This is a genomic window from Cupriavidus basilensis (assembly GCF_029335485.1).
GTDB classification, from domain to species: Bacteria; Pseudomonadota; Gammaproteobacteria; order Burkholderiales; family Burkholderiaceae; genus Cupriavidus; species Cupriavidus basilensis_E.
Map to the genome: position 1 here is coordinate 27939 of NZ_JARJLM010000455.1, position 14496 is coordinate 42434.

12 protein-coding genes and 2 pseudogenes are annotated in these 14496 nt (G+C 59.1%); 9 read left to right on the plus strand and 5 right to left on the minus strand.

All coding sequences use genetic code 11. The features are described 5' to 3' along the window. The first annotated feature begins 32 nt into the window (after positions 1–32). The 5 genes from leuC to P3W85_RS27695 all read left to right on the plus strand — a co-directional run bounded on the left by leuC (position 33) and on the right by P3W85_RS27695 (position 5424). A complete protein-coding gene (gene leuC / locus P3W85_RS27680) occupies positions 33–1430 on the plus strand; it encodes a 3-isopropylmalate dehydratase large subunit (RefSeq protein WP_276267106.1) in 1398 nt (465 codons plus the stop codon). A 1-nt stretch (position 1431) separates the two neighbouring features. Then, entirely contained in the window at positions 1432–2079 is a 648-nt protein-coding gene (leuD, locus tag P3W85_RS27685; protein ID WP_276267107.1) for a 3-isopropylmalate dehydratase small subunit, read from the plus strand. A gap of 696 nt (positions 2080–2775) precedes the next feature. Further along, on the plus strand, positions 2776–3615 hold the full coding sequence (locus P3W85_RS27690) for a hypothetical protein (RefSeq protein ID WP_276267108.1): 840 nt from the start codon (positions 2776–2778) through the stop codon (positions 3613–3615). A gap of 46 nt (positions 3616–3661) precedes the next feature. After that, positions 3662–3793: a fumarylacetoacetate hydrolase family protein gene (locus tag P3W85_RS45615; protein WP_430869631.1), complete on the plus strand. Its 132-nt coding sequence runs from the start codon at positions 3662–3664 to the stop codon at positions 3791–3793. A gap of 647 nt (positions 3794–4440) precedes the next feature. Then, positions 4441–5424, plus strand: coding sequence for a Bug family tripartite tricarboxylate transporter substrate binding protein (locus P3W85_RS27695; RefSeq protein WP_276267109.1), 984 nt, complete (start codon positions 4441–4443; stop codon positions 5422–5424). A 269-nt stretch (positions 5425–5693) separates the two neighbouring features. Here P3W85_RS27695 and P3W85_RS27700 read toward each other — a convergent pair whose 3' ends face one another. The 4 genes and pseudogenes from P3W85_RS27700 to P3W85_RS45620 form a co-directional block, all read right to left on the minus strand. Next, the gene (locus P3W85_RS27700) at positions 5694–5837 is read right to left on the minus strand and encodes a hypothetical protein (protein WP_276267110.1); all 144 of its coding nucleotides are present in this window, start codon (positions 5835–5837) and stop codon (positions 5694–5696) included. Continuing rightward, positions 5816–6109, minus strand: coding sequence for a hypothetical protein (locus tag P3W85_RS27705; protein WP_276267111.1), 294 nt, complete (start codon positions 6107–6109; stop codon positions 5816–5818). Before P3W85_RS27705 ends, P3W85_RS27700 begins: the two co-directional genes overlap by 22 nt. 123 nt (positions 6110–6232) lie before the next feature. Next, positions 6233–6925, minus strand: a complete 693-nt coding sequence (locus tag P3W85_RS27710; protein WP_276267112.1) for a LysR substrate-binding domain-containing protein — start codon at positions 6923–6925, stop codon at positions 6233–6235. 48 nt (positions 6926–6973) lie between these two features. Beyond that, positions 6974–7147 (minus strand): annotated as a pseudogene (locus tag P3W85_RS45620) (LysR family transcriptional regulator); the annotation flags it as partial. Between the two features lie 571 nt (positions 7148–7718). On the opposite strand from P3W85_RS45620, the gene P3W85_RS27715 reads away from it, so the two are divergent. From P3W85_RS27715 to P3W85_RS27730, 4 genes and pseudogenes are all read left to right on the plus strand, one after another. After that, the gene (locus tag P3W85_RS27715) at positions 7719–8045 is read left to right on the plus strand and encodes a carboxymuconolactone decarboxylase family protein (protein WP_276267113.1); all 327 of its coding nucleotides are present in this window, start codon (positions 7719–7721) and stop codon (positions 8043–8045) included. Next, positions 7982–9889, plus strand: a complete 1908-nt coding sequence (locus P3W85_RS27720) for an NAD(P)-dependent oxidoreductase (RefSeq protein WP_276267117.1) — start codon at positions 7982–7984, stop codon at positions 9887–9889. The genes P3W85_RS27715 and P3W85_RS27720 overlap by 64 nt, the downstream gene beginning before the upstream one ends. A gap of 156 nt (positions 9890–10045) precedes the next feature. Next, positions 10046–11011, plus strand: coding sequence for a Bug family tripartite tricarboxylate transporter substrate binding protein (locus P3W85_RS27725; protein WP_276267114.1), 966 nt, complete (start codon positions 10046–10048; stop codon positions 11009–11011). 713 nt (positions 11012–11724) lie between these two features. Next, a pseudogene (locus tag P3W85_RS27730) lies at positions 11725–12853 on the plus strand (IS701 family transposase). A gap of 38 nt (positions 12854–12891) precedes the next feature. Here the strand turns inward: P3W85_RS27730 and P3W85_RS27735 are convergent. After that, positions 12892–14496 (minus strand): GMC family oxidoreductase (locus P3W85_RS27735; protein ID WP_276267115.1); only part of this gene is annotated, 1605 nt, incomplete at its 5' end.

Here is a 14496-nt window from a genome sequence, read left to right on the forward strand (position 1 = left end):
GAGACAATGCGGCGGTCTGCAACGAGTACTACATGAGCAAGACCCTGTACGAGAAGATTTGGGACGCCCATACGATTCTTCGGCGCGAGGACGGTCAAACGCTGTTGCATGTTGGTCGCCACCTGGCCCAAGACGGCTCCTGCCATGCATTCGAGTTTCTTCAGGACCGCGGCTTGGGTGTGCGCCGCCCGCACCAAGTGTTCGCCATGCCCGACCATGCAGCCCCTTCTCACACTCGCGACGTTACAGCGATCCGCACTCCCGAGTACCGACGAGTGATCGAGGCACTGTCGGAAAACACCCGAAAATTCGGCATTGTGCACTTCGGGCTTTCCGATCCGCGCCAGGGGATCGTGCACGTCGTCGGACCGGAGCAAGGCCTCAGCCAACCCGGCATGCTGCTTGTCTGCGGCGATTCCCATACATCCACGCATGGTGCCTTAGGTGCGCTAGCATTCGGCCTAGGCTCAAGCGATATTCTGCACGTACTCGCGACCCAGACGACTTGGCAGCGGCGCGCGAAGACGATGCGCATCAACGTCGATGGCCGCCTGCCGTATGGCGTTACTGCCAAAGACGTGATATTGACGATCATCGCTAGAATCGGCACCAGCGGCGCCACGGGGCATGTCATCGAATACACCGGCTCCACCGTACGCGCGATGTCTATCGAAGAGCGCCTAACGGTATGCAATATGTCCATCGAAGCCGGAGCCCGCGCCGGCATGGTCGCGCCCGACGAAACTACCTTCACCTATCTGCACGGGCGGCCGTACGCCCCCAGAGAAGCGCGATGGGATAAGGCGCTCGCTTACTGGCGCACGCTGCCTTCGGACGCCGACGCGATATTTGACAAGGAAGTCTCACTCGACGCAAGCACGATGGCGCCAATGGTGACCTGGGGCAACAGTCCCGAAGATGCGCTGCCAGCGGACGCCAGAGTGCCCGATCCGGCCGCGGAGTCAGATCCCGAGCGCCGTGCATATATGCTGCGCACGTTGGAGTACATGGGTCTTGTGCCAGGCATGGCGATCACCGATATTCAAGTCGATCATGTATTCATCGGGTCATGCGCCAATGCGCGCATCGAGGACCTGCGCGCTGCCTCCAGAATCGCGAAGGGCGGACGTGCCGTGGTCCCTGCACTTGTCGTAGCAGGATCAACGCAAGTGAAGCTTGCGGCGGAGGCCGAGGGGTTGGACCGCATTTTCCGGGACGCGGGGTTCACTTGGGGGGAATCCGGGTGCTCCATGTGCGTTGGCATGAACGGCGATTTGGTTGGCAGGGGCAAGCGTTGCGCTTCGACATCCAACCGGAACTTCGTCGGGCGTCAGGGCGTTGGAAGCCGCACGCATCTTGTCAGTCCAGAAATGGCTGCAGCTGCCGCACTAACCGGACGCATCACGGACGTGCGTACATTTGGGAATTGAAATGGAACCTTTTGTCATCTTCGAGGCTCTAGCCGCTCCCTTCGATCAGTCCAACGTTGATACCGATCAGATCATGCCGGCGCGCTTCACGCGGCAGCCGCGCAAGAAAGGCTACCAAGACTATTTGTTCCGTGATCTGCGCTTTCGCGACGACGGTAGCGAGAACCCGAATTTCGTGCTAAACCAGTCACTCTTTCGTGGCGCGCGCATTTTGGTGGGGGAGCGCAACTTCGGCTGTGGTTCGAGTCGTGAGCAGGCTCCCTGGGGACTGCTTGACTACGGCATCCGCTGCGTGGTCGCCGCAGACTTTGGCGACATCTTCTACATTAACTCACTCAATTGCGGACTACTTCCCGTGTCCCTTGATGTCGACGTCTGCACCAAATTGCGTGAGCAGCTGCATAGGCGACCGGGAGCGAGCCTGCGCATCGATCTGCTCAATCAGACGGTGACCGGGCCTGACGGCGCCATCTACACGTTCGATATTGACCCCTTCCGTAAGCGCTACCTGCTTGAAGGCTTGGACGATATTGGCATCACCTTGCAGCACGAGGCTGCGATCACAGCATTTGAGGAATCCTATCGTCAAAGGTTTGACTGGCTTTTCGAGGACCAACCTGAGCTTTTGTCGCAATTGCCTAGCTACTAGGTGGGGGCCGCCCAAGTAAGCCCCCTGGAGTAAAACGAGGATTCGGACACTCGTTTTTTGAAAGTGCAAATGAATGCGCCTGAAACAGCCCTTCGAGGACAGCATGCAGTAGCGATCAACCGGCTATATTTGGCCTTTGAATTGGACGAGAAGAGCTGTAAGTTGTCGCCGAGCGATGGCGTGGGCACGCCGAGCCAATGCCCGGCCACGGCAGGCGATACGCCGTCAATGCTAACAGCGATCTCGTAGATCAAAGCACGATGTGACCAGGCCGGGTAAGCGCCGGCGCCTAACTGCTACGTGGCCGGTCGCGACCGCTTCTGGCTGCACGCTGGCTGACCGATCAAGGCATTGCCAACCTAGTGGTGGACTCGGCCAGTATCGAAGTCAACAGCGCGCGCCGCACAGCCTGCTAGGCGTGTTTCATCGCCATCCTATGGAGACTAGCCGAGAAATGATAGTGATTGCAGCAGCAACCATCCCGCGACGTCATCGTGGGCGCAAGCCAGCGCCTGCGAAGGCTTGATGAAAGAGTTTCCATTGTCCAAGTAGTGACGTCAATGAACGATGCTGAACATGGATGCGACGCCAATAACCTCAGGTTATGCCCCGTGGACTCAAAAGCTGGCGCTCTTTTCCCAGCAGTTTTATATTGCGGTGAGCTAGAGCCATCGATAGCGGCCTAAGGAGGGTCACATGCGAGTGTCTGAATCATCGTCTGCTGGGTTTGGTGCGGTTGGGAGTATGCGCGAGGGTGTTCTACAGCTGAAGTTCTTGCTGGCGGGGCAGGACGACTCGCCGAATAATTACGCGCTGTTTGTGGGGCGTGCCGGTTCCGGTGGTTGGTCTACCCCCCGTCATAGACACAACTTCGATCAGTTGCGATATGTAATCCAAGGAACATACCCCTACGCTACCGGGAAGACAATGCCAGAAGGTTGGGTCGGCTACTTCCCTGAAAGTGTTCGCTATGGCCCCCAAGAGAGGCCTGAGGGGCTGGAGATGGTGACATGCCAGTTCGGCGGCGCCAGTGGAAGCGGCTACCTAAGTGTGGAGCGCAGAGAAGCAGCAAACGAAGTTCTCAAGAAGAAGGGCGAATTCAAGAATGGCGTCTTTACTTATGTCGACGAGCAAGGCAAACGCCACAACCAAGACGGATCTGAGGCTTGCTTCGAAGAGGCAACGGGACGGAAGTTGAGCTTTACGCAGCCGAGATACGATGACCCGATCTTAATGGATCCATCCAGCTATGAATGGATCCCGGAAGCCACCCCCGGGGTATCCACGAAGTGGCTCGGCACCTTTACAGAGCGGAGAATGCAGGTCGGATTCACCCGCGTTGACGCGGACGCGACGTTTCCTGCAGGAGAACAGTCGTCGATCGAACTCTTGTTTGTGTGCAGAGGAACGGTGTCACTCAACGGTCGCGAGTACGGGCCCCATTCCGCCTTCGAGTTCCTTGCCAACGAGGGACCAATTCCGCTTAAAGCGGTAGCACAGGCCGAATTCTATCGCATTGTCATGCCTCAGTTCTAGTCCTCTCTGCTTATCAGCAGGCGCCTGGTTCGTCCGCCATCAGTCATTGAAGAAGCTACTCGCTCTGATCAGAAGCAAGTCGGGGCGCAACATCGCACCCGAGCGTGCCTGCCATCACATATGGGGTTACACCATCGACAACGACGTGACCGCATGCGATCGCAGTGCAACCCACTAGCAGCGATTCCTGCGGGAGCATTTGACACGTCCCGTCCCATAGTTTCCTGTATCACGACGGCCGACGAGATCAGATCGGGCCATCTCGAACTGAGATGCTGGGTAAATGGCGAAACTCCGGCAACAGGCCAATGCCCGGGATCTCATCTTCGGCATCCCCACGCCGGTTGCAACAATGGCGACGCTTCTACAAAGAACGCAAACTTCATTGATGCACTTTGGGACGCCTGTACTCCCAGGAGCATCATGGCGGCGACCTGCCTATTTGCCACGCGGTGTCTGGTGTACAGGCAGCGTGGCTCTAGTTGTCTGGGCTTGAGTATGGAACCTGGAGACTCTTCCTGTGAAGTTAAGGGAAAACTCGATGAGTGAAACCCACCAAGGACGAATGTACCGATGCGCATGAATGGGCGGATCATTCCATAGTAGTTTTCAGCTTTTGTAGTGAGAGTGAAACGCAGGGGATGACCCAGCTCCCGCGTGCGCAGAGCGCGCCAGGCAGTGCATGGGACGACGGCTATGCCGCCAGAACTCGTGTAAAGACTGCTTTCACTTCCGCTATCGGGAATAGCCGGAAGTAAGGTGCGCGGAAGGAGTCGAGGCAAGCGCCATTAACCAACTATTCCTTATAAAGAACCAGGAGAAGACGTGACCCCAATCAATAGAGCAGTTTGTGCTCTAACACTGCTGACTGCGGCAAATTTTGGCGGCACCAGTATAGCGATCGCCTCCGGGCCGTGTCCTGCGCGGTTTATCAAGATGATTGTTCCTAATCCGGCAGGCGGCGTCGGCGATCTCATCAGCCGCGTAGTGGCAGAGAAAGCGAGTGCCGAGTTGGGCCAACCGGTCGTTGTCGAAAACCGTTCCGGCGCCACTACTGTGATTGGTACGGACTTCGTCGCCAAGTCAAAGCCGGATGGCTGCACCATTCTGAGCTTGACGGCGTCGGGTGTCGTCGTGTCTGTATTGCGAGAAAATCTGCCCTATAAATTGGAACATGACTTCGCACCGATCATCGGCGTCGGCTCATTGCCGATGGCGCTGGCTGTGCCGGTCGCGTCGAAGCTCAACTCCTTCGCCGATCTTGGTGCCGCAGCGAAATCGAAGGATGGGATAACCTACGGATCCGGAGGTACTGGGAGTCTGGCCCATCTCTCAGCCGTCCGGCTCATCAAAGAACTGCACGGGACAGGTAACCACATTCCATATCGCGGGAATAGCGACGCGATCCAAGGCCTGCTGGGAAACCAGATCCAGCTTTTTTTTCCTTCGACAGCTGAGGCACTGCCATTTGCAAAGTCAGGCAAGCTTCGGCTGCTCGGAGTGACGTCGGACGAACGTCTTCCGGCCCTCCCTGACGTGCCTACGATGAAGGAACTGGGCTTTGCGGGGTTTAGTCCAAGATTGTGGTTTGCTCTTCTAGCCCCAGTCGATACGCCGCCCAACATCGTTTCACGACTGCGTGATGGCTTCGCTAAGGCGGTTATAGACCCCTCCGTTCAAGAGCGACTAAGAGCATACGGCTTTACGACGGAGATACAGAATCCCCCAGCAGTATCCGCGTTCATGAAGAACGAGGCTGGCCGCTGGAGCAAGCTCATCAAGGAAGAAAATATAAAGATCACCGACTAGTACTAGCGCCGTAGATCATAAATGGAATGGAGGAAACTGCGCCATCGTTAGTGGGACAGCTTGTGCACGAAGCAGACGTCGACGCCATCAGGCCAACCCGCCGAGGACATGCTGAATCGAATGGGTACCATGCCACAGCAGTCGCATTTTGATGTGCCCCGTCGTCAGCGATGCCATGCCCGGGAACCCCTCCGCATCGCCTCCCGTGGAAAGGCGCGAACAGTATGCGTCATCACGATAGCCCGCACCTCAGGGGCGGTACGGCAAACCTACAGCGCAGCGATCGACGTCTCCAGCATGTCCTCGGCAAACACGTTGAGCTTCTCAGCGTCATTAAGGGGGATCGTGGGGATGCCTCGATCGACCTCGAACTTCAGGTATTCACTCCACCTCAGGCGCTGTTTATCTTCCATTCTTCGGTCACGTCGTTCTTCCGGATGTCCCGAAGACACGCCCTTCCGCGGCGCCGATCCGCCAGTTCGGAGCCCAGGGCATTCTCGGCAATCGTGATCTTCTGCACCTTGGCAGACCGCTCGCCGGTAAAGAACAAGTCGGAGAACGCTCGCAGCCACGACACCCGGCACTCCTCGGCCAGCCCGTATCCTCCGAAGCCTTCTCGACCCACATCTTCGTAGGCTACAAAGCATTGGTACTTGGAGATTGCTGCGAGCCGGTTCGACGGCATCCCGTTGTCCTGTGAGGCCAGATCGCGACATCGTCGACAGGATGCTCGGGCGCGATACTGGTTTTTTTCAGGTATCGCTTAAATTGCACCACTCAGCAAATAATACCGTTTTCAAGGGAGAAATCACGAGCCCCCGCGGGAAAGAGTGACACCTATATCTTCGATGTGCGCGATCAACTCGCGGCTCACGCTGTCCAGAGGTGCACCCTCGCGGAATATCACCGCTATATCACGCTTCAGAGCCGAGACAGTTATCGCTAGGGGCCTTATCTTGCCTTCGCTTACTTCCGCCGTGACGGCGTGCGCAGGCAACATCGCCAAGTGGTCACTCGTCGCAACGAGCGATTTTGTAAAGTCGATGGAGCTACACTCAACCAATTTCTGCGGAGGATCGACACCTTCAGACGCCACTAGCTTCTCGAGAATGGTCCTCTGTGACCAGCCAACCATGGGACACACCCAAGGGAACTGAACGAGGTCATCCCACGAAAGACTTTCTAAAAGGAAAAGACTGTGTTTCGGGCGGGCAAAGACGCACAAGCGGTCTCGAAATAGAACCCGTTGTTTCATCCCGTCCAAGAAAATATCGAAAAATTCCGTTTGCCCAACAATGAAATCAAACTCGCACCGAAGAAGCCCCAGGAGGAGTTCCACCTGAACTTTCTCCACTACTCGTAGCAATGCACGGGGATGTCTTTCCTTCCATCGACCTACAGCAAGCGGGATAACGCTGCTCGAAAGACTCGGAAGTGTACCAATCGTTACGACACGAGCATGATCCTTCTCGCCATGGATCCGTGCTTTAGCGAGATCCATTTCCTCTCTAATCAATCGAGCATGTGAGTATATAAGCTCTCCAGACGCTGTCGGAATTATGCCCGTCGGCCCCCGCTGAAGCAACTTGATCCCGAGCTCGCCCTCCAGTCGATTCATCGATTTGGAAAGAGCTGGTTGTGAGACCGACAAGTGCTTGGCCGCTTTCGCCAAGCTACCTTGCTCAATTATTGTGGCTAGATACAAAAGCTTCCGAGGATCCATGACACATCCGGCTAGATGGCGGGTCGTTCGAGCCAGCCTTCTTCGATTTATAGAGCTCTGTCAGCAACTTTTGACCCGAAGTTGTAGTCGTTTCAAGCGCTCGCCGCGGCGGGAAACCCGAGAGTTGGGCAGAGTCGCCGATCACCTCATGCCTTCTTTCCCTCATCTTCAGCGCTACCAGCCCCGTCGTGAACTCAAGAGCGCCGGCCGGTACCGCAGGGTTCACAATGCGCATGGGTTTGGTCGGGAATGGCTCGGATGCCGCAGCCGAAGATGCGCCGAACAGCCCCAACACAACCGCGCACAGTCTGCGCGTGCAGCATCGCCTTCATCCCGGTATCTCCGAGGCCGCAATGGGCGAGGTGCAATGCAACTGTAATGCCAGCCCCTCGCTTCGGCAGTGGTCGCGATACAGCCCAACGTCGTGCATTTCTGCGCGGCATAAACGTCCCTGCCGTGGACATATGTCGTCGACCGCGACACAGCGCCCTCCCCGTTCGCCTGCGAAAGCACTGGCATATGTCTTGCGTAGATCCTCGGACTTTCCCACAACCTACACAGGAGAGACTCGATGACATACACAGCCACTGGCGATTCCGTCCGCATATACGAGCACGTGCCGCAGCTCGCGCGCATCCGCAAGGACGTACTGCTGGGCGATGTCTGGAAACAGCCAGAGATGGCGTTCCGTGACCGCGTTCTGGTCACCTTAGGCGTACTGGCCGCAGGTGGCAAAGTCGAAGAGATGAAGGCATGGATGGCCCGTGGCGTCGAAGCAGGCATCACACTTGATGAGCTGCGTGGCCTGGTCATGCAGGTGACCTTCTACGCGGGCTGGCCCGCTGGGCTCGCCGCAGGCAAAGCGGCACTCGACCTGTTCGAGGCCGAAGCCAAGTGAGCGAGGGAGCATCCATGAATATCGGTTACATCGGCCTGGGTGCCATGGGGGGGGCGCTTGCGCGCCGGCTCATGGGGACCTACAAACTTACCGTCTGGGATGTCAACAGCGCCGCCGCCACCGCCTTCGAAGAACTGGGTGCGGCCGTGGCGCCTTCCGCCGCCGAGCTGGCCCGCCGCTGCGACATCGTGCTTCTGTGCCTGCCGCGCACTTCGGACGCGCGCGAGCTCGTCTTCGGCCCTGCGGGTCTGGCCGAGGGTCTTTCCGCCGGCAAGCTGATCATCGACCAGACCAGCGGCGTGCCCGGAGAGACCCGCGAGATCGCCACTGAGTTGGCTGGGCGTGGCATCAGGATGATCGATGCGCCCGTCTCTGGCGGGCCGGTCGGAGCCGCTGCGGGCACGATCGCAATCATGGCTTCCGGCGCGGAGGACAGCCTCCAGATCGCGCTGCCGGTGTTCCAGGCAATCAGTCCCAACGTGTTCATTGTCGGCAACCGCGTGGGCGATGCTCAGGCGATGAAGCTGGTCAACAACATGCTGAGCATGAGCTGCCGGCTCGCGACGCTCGAAGTGGTGGCCATGGGCAGAAAGCTGGGCCTGCCGCTCGCGGCCATCACCGCCGTGATCAACAAGGGCCCCGCGCGCAGCCGCACATCGATGAGCACGTTGCAGGGCTTGGTCGATGGCAACCTTCTTCCGTCGACGTTCACCGTGGCACTCATGCTCAAGGATCTGAACCAGGCGATCCAATTGGCGATGGAATGCGGGGTGCCCACGACGATCACCAACGTCGCGCGCGGGCTACTGCAGATCTGCGTGAGCACGCTCGGCGAGAACGCGCAGATAGACGAGCTTCTGGGACTGATCGCATCGATGGCAGGCACCCGCCTCGTCGACTCTTCGGAGCCGGCAGCCGCGCAATCCGTTGCTGGCCCCACTGCAATGGACACAAGAGCATTGCGGGTCGGCTACGTGGGACTCGGCGCCATGGGCGGTGCGATCGCACGCCGCATGATGTCCTCGCGCGATCTCCGCATTTTCGACGCGCGACCCGAGACCGTCCGTGCGTTCGAGGCCGAAGGCTCGATCGCCGCCCCGGACCTGCGATCGCTCGCCCAAGAGTGCGATGTGATCTTCATCTGCGTGCCGAACTCGGCTATCGTGAAGGAAGTCATCTTCGGCAAGGGCGGCCTGGCCGAAGGACTCTCGCCGGGCAAGATCATTGTGGACCAGACCACAGGCGATCCATCCGTAACTCGCAGCCTCGCTGCTGATTTGCAGAAGCTCGGCGTGCAAATGGCCGATGCCCCGGTCGGCGGCGGCCCGCGCGGCGCCGTGGCCGGCACGCTCGCGATCATGTGCGGCGGTCCGGCCGACACCTGCGCGGCAGTGAAGCCCATCCTGGAGTCGGTCAGCCCCAACATCGTTTACTGCGGACCGATTGGCAGTGGGCACGAAGCCAAGCTCGTGCTCAACGCCTTGTCGACCGCCAATTGCCTCCTCACCTACGAGGCGGCGTCCATCGCGGTCAAGTACGGGCTCAAGCTCTCGGACGTGTCGAAGGTGATTAACACGGGTGGGGGATGGAGCGCCGCCACGGAGCGGATCCTGCCGACGCTGTCGGAAGGCAAGGCGACGGCTGACTTTCAACTCCATCTGCTGGTCAAGGACCTGAAACTGGCTGGCCGGATGGGCATGGAATGCGGTGCGCCGATGCTGATTGCGAGAACGGTCTGCAGCCTGTACGAGGTGGGCGCGTACAAGCTTGGCGGCACCGCCAACATCGACGCCATGTCCCAGTTGTATGAATCGATGGGCGCCATCAAGTTCGTCGGGGCTTGAGAGGCAGTCAGTCAACTTGGATGGGTACCGACTTCGAGCGTTCGAGTACTTTCGATCCACAATAAGGCCAAGATTCCGAAAATGCGAAAGGCACACAACAACAATATGGGCTCGACTCCAAGAGTCGGACGTGATGATCAACCGGGAGACATTCAGTTGAAGAGATTCGTGGCAAACGCCGTAGCCGGGATAGTCCTTTTCGCCGCAGCGACAGTCCAGGCTCAAGAGAAATTTCCATCGCGGCCGATCCGCATTGTGGTTCCCTCGGCGGCCGGTGGGCTGGCCGACATTGCAACTCGCATGGTGGCGCAGAAGATGGGTGAAAAGCTCGGGCAGCCGGTGGTGGTGGAGAATCGCCCCGGCGCGGACACCATGCTGGGTACCCGCTACGTCAGGAGCGTAGCGGCTGATGGCTACACGTTGCTGACGGCATCGGGCACACTTGTCAGCCAGCTGGTCGTCAAGCAGGACCCTGGCTACGATCTGAAGGACTTCGCCGGGATCGGCCCCTTAGTCCGTTCACCTTGGGTGATGCTGACCGGACCGAGCCAGCCTGACAAGAACCTATCCGACTTCATCGCACGCGCCAAGGCCCATCCGGCGGATATGTCGTTCGCGTCCAATGGCGTTGGGACCGCTCCATACATGGCTGAGCAGATGTTCCTGCAACGTGCCGGCCTGAATCTGCTGCACATTCCCTACAAGGGCATCGCCACGGCCATGCCCGATGTCATTAGCGGGCGCGTCACGATGATCTTCGATGCAATTAGCAGCAGTGCCGGCTACGTGCGCTCTGGCCAACTCCGGGCGTTGGGCGTGACGTCGGCGAATCGTTTGCCGATCTTTCCCAACGTTCCGACCATCGCCGAGCAAGGCATGCCGGGCTTCCGCTCCTACGTCACTATCGGGCTGGTGGCGCGCGCAGAGACGCCCAAGGAGATCGTGAGCAAGCTGGCTGCTGTCTTGCAGAGTGCCCTTGCGAGCAAGGAAGTACGCGAGTTCTACGAGGCCAACGGTGCGGAATCCATTTCCGCATCGCCGGATGAATTCACAGAAATGCTGAAGCGCGACCACGTCGAGTTCGGTAAGCTGGCGGCTCAATTGGGGATTCAAAAGCAATAAACTCTTCGATCTCGCTCGGCATGTACTTTAATCAGCATTGCTCTATTCTTGTTGTTTCAGTGCGACGTGAAGTTGTATGGGACGAGGCCGGCTGTTCCGTCAGCCATACCCTACCGGTTTATGCGGAATTTGTAACGATTTTGTGTGATGCCACCGGGACAACGTAACCCGTTCATAGAACGGCGGCAATCTTGTGAGAGTGAGCCGCTGCCTGCCAGCGCCAAGGCGGATGGGTGAAAGGTTAATCAGTATGGTTAGCGCATGCGAATTGCTAGTAAACCTCGTTATAAGAAGCAAGCCAAAGTCGTTGTCAGGTTTGAGCCAAAAGGCAAGCAGTCGGATGTTCTCCTTGACGCTCAGGACACACGGACAACAGGACTGTCGGCGGGAAGGCAAGGCCGGTATCGATTGCGGATACTTTAGCCGGGCTCGAACTGTATGCGGAGAAAATCGCACGTACAGTTCTTTGGGGAGGGGCAGCGGTAACGCTGCCTCCTTACCCGCTTAAGAATTGGTGAATTATATGATGTTGCCCCTGTTTGGTGTAGCTCTTAGCTCTCGGGTTATGCGGCCTTTTTTATGCTGTGCCGCATGCCAGCGTTGCTCGTATTGCATGGGGCTGAGATAACCCAGCGTGGAATGCAGCCGCCGATATGTACCTCTTCATTTGAAGTCAGGAGTGCGTGAGCGCGAGCGACTGATCTACGGAGTACATGGACTACTTTGCGGCAGGATTGTGGCATGCAAATCGCCGTGCCGGCCTTGAAACTTATTGCACGAGCCTTATGCGGCCGTTGTCACGCAACAGCATCAAACCGATGGCAGCGCACATTGATCCGCAGCACGCCAGTACGCGGCACTAGCGCTGCACCACTTCGTTTCAAAATCGGACTGATCGGATACAGCATTGATGAGATGTGTCCGAGACCGGGTACTGTCGCGTCTGGAGGCGCAAAGCGGCCGCCATTGAATCATTGATGACACGGGCTTTCCCAAGAAGGGCAAGCGTATCGCGGCTCGCGTGCCCGCTGGAGTCGTACTCGCTGACGCCGCGTACGGAGATGGAGCCGGGTTTCGCGATGGTCTGACCGAACTGGGGATGCTTTATGCCGTGGGGATTCGCTCCACTACGACGGTGTGGCCACCTGGCGTTTCACCACTGCCTGGTCGCGGCAGGTCACCGAAATTGCTGCGTCGCGGACCTGGTCATGCGCCGGTTTCGGTGAAGACCCTGGTCATGACCTTACCCTCCGATGCTTCCCAGCCGGTGACTTGGCGGGAAGGCATCAATACTGCCCTTCCGTCGCGGTTCGCTGCAGTGCGTGTTCGACCGGCCCATCGGAGCAATTGACGCGTCACATAGCGCGACGAGGAATGGCTGCTGGTCGAGTGGTCGGAAGGCGATCCCGAACCAACCAAGTACATCTTGTCCACGGCCCCAGTGGATGCACTGATTGAGCGACTGGCCGTCGCATCCAAATTGCATTGGCGCATTGATTTCCAGGACTTGAAACAGGAACTCGGTCTTGATCATTACGAAGGCCGAGGCATGCGCACATTCCACCATCACGCTACGCTGAACATCGCTGCCTATGGCGTCTTGATGACCGAGCGTCTCCCCCGACAAAACGACAGAGGGTAAAAAACTCAATCGAATGCCAAGTACCTGCGCCTCCCTCGGATTATATCCGCCGCGGCAGTCCTGCGCGCGCAGCGGCAAGTGACGAATTCAATCACCACACTCCGTCATCAACTTGGCTTCCTGCTGATGCGCAGCCTTGGGCTTTGCCCATACTGCGCATCAGCAGACGATCGGTCACGTTTATGCCACCGTTAGATTAGGGGCGGGAAGTCAGAGTCGGGCGACCGCGTGGAGACGTTCAGGCGGCCGCCTCGCGGGCCGGCGCTGCGTCGGAGGCGATCATGGCGGCACCCTTCTCACCGATCATGATAGTGGGGGCGTTGGTATTGCCGGACGTAACGGTTGGCATGATCGACGCATCGACCACGCGCAGCCGCTCGACGCCGCGTACCCGCAACCGCTCATCGACGACCGCCATGCCGCCGGTGCCCATCATGCAGCTTCCGGCTGGATGGAAGGCGCACTGGCCCTCGCGCTCCATGTAGTCGATTAGTTGTTCATCGGTGCGGAAGTCCGGACCTGGCGCGATCTCGCTGACCACGCGGGAAGCGAGCGGCTCCGTAGCGAAAATCCGGCGAATCTCGTGCAGGCCGGCCACCATCACCTTGACGTCACGTGGATCGCCGAGGTAGTTCGGCACGAAGGCGGGAGGCTGCAGCGGATCGGCCGATTGCAGCAGGATCTCACCACGCGAGGCGGGCCGCATGTTGTAGACCGAGGCGCTGATGCCGGGATAGTCGTCGACCTCCACGCTGCCGGTCGCGCGATAGCGGAACGTCATCGGGCGGAAGCTGATTTCCAGGTCGGCGTGGTCCACCTCTGGCCCGCTGCGGACAAAGGCCGCAGCCATCGACGACCCGAGCGCAAGGTAGCCGCGCCGCGTGGCGACATAGCGTATCCCTTCCCAGTACTTCCGCCAGCCGCGCAACGCATTATTGTATGAGCTTTCCCGGGTTGCACGGGCTTGCACGCGCACCACGAAATGGTCCTGTAGATTGCGGCCGACGCCAGGTGAGTCCACCACCGTGGCGATGCCATGGCGCTGAAGCATGCTGCCGTCGCCAATGCCCGATAGCATCAGCACATGGGGGGAGCTCAGAGCGCCCGCGCAGACTATCACCTCGCGGCGCGCGGCGATCGTCCTGGCGTGCCCGCTCTCGATGACCTCCACGCCGGCGGCCTGCCGGTCTCGGAACACGATACGGCGCACCAGCGTGCTGGCCTGCACCACGAGATTGGCGCGCTGCCTGACTGGCACGATGTAGGCTTCGTACGCGGACTGGCGAATGCCCTTGCTGATGGTGGCTTGCAGGAACCCCGCACCGTGCATCTCGACGCCGCTAAACTCGTCGAGCGTGGGGATGCCGTTCCGCCTGGCCGCCTCGAGGAACGCGAAAGCGGACGGATGCTTGACGGACGGGTCACTGATCACCAACGGACCATCGGTGCCGGGGTACGTTCCCGTACCCCGGCTGTTGGTCTCAGCGCGCCGGAAGTAAGGAAGTACGTCGTCCCAGCCCCAGCCGGCGTTGCCCAACTCGGCCCAATGCTCATAGTCCTCACGATGGCCGCGGATATACACCATGCCATTGATGGCGCTGCTGCCTCCAAGGGTCTTGCCGCGTGGCCAATAAATGCGCCGGTTGCGCAGCGTCGGCACAGGTTCGGTGAAATACCGCCAATTAAGTTGTTCATGCTGAAACAGCTTGCCCATACCGGCAGGCGTGCGCACCCAGAAATCGCCCTCGCTCGGCGGGCCAGCCTCTAGCAGCAGCACCCGGCACGCCGGATTATCCGACAGCCGGCGTGCCACCACGCAGCCTGCGGACCCCGCGCCAATGAC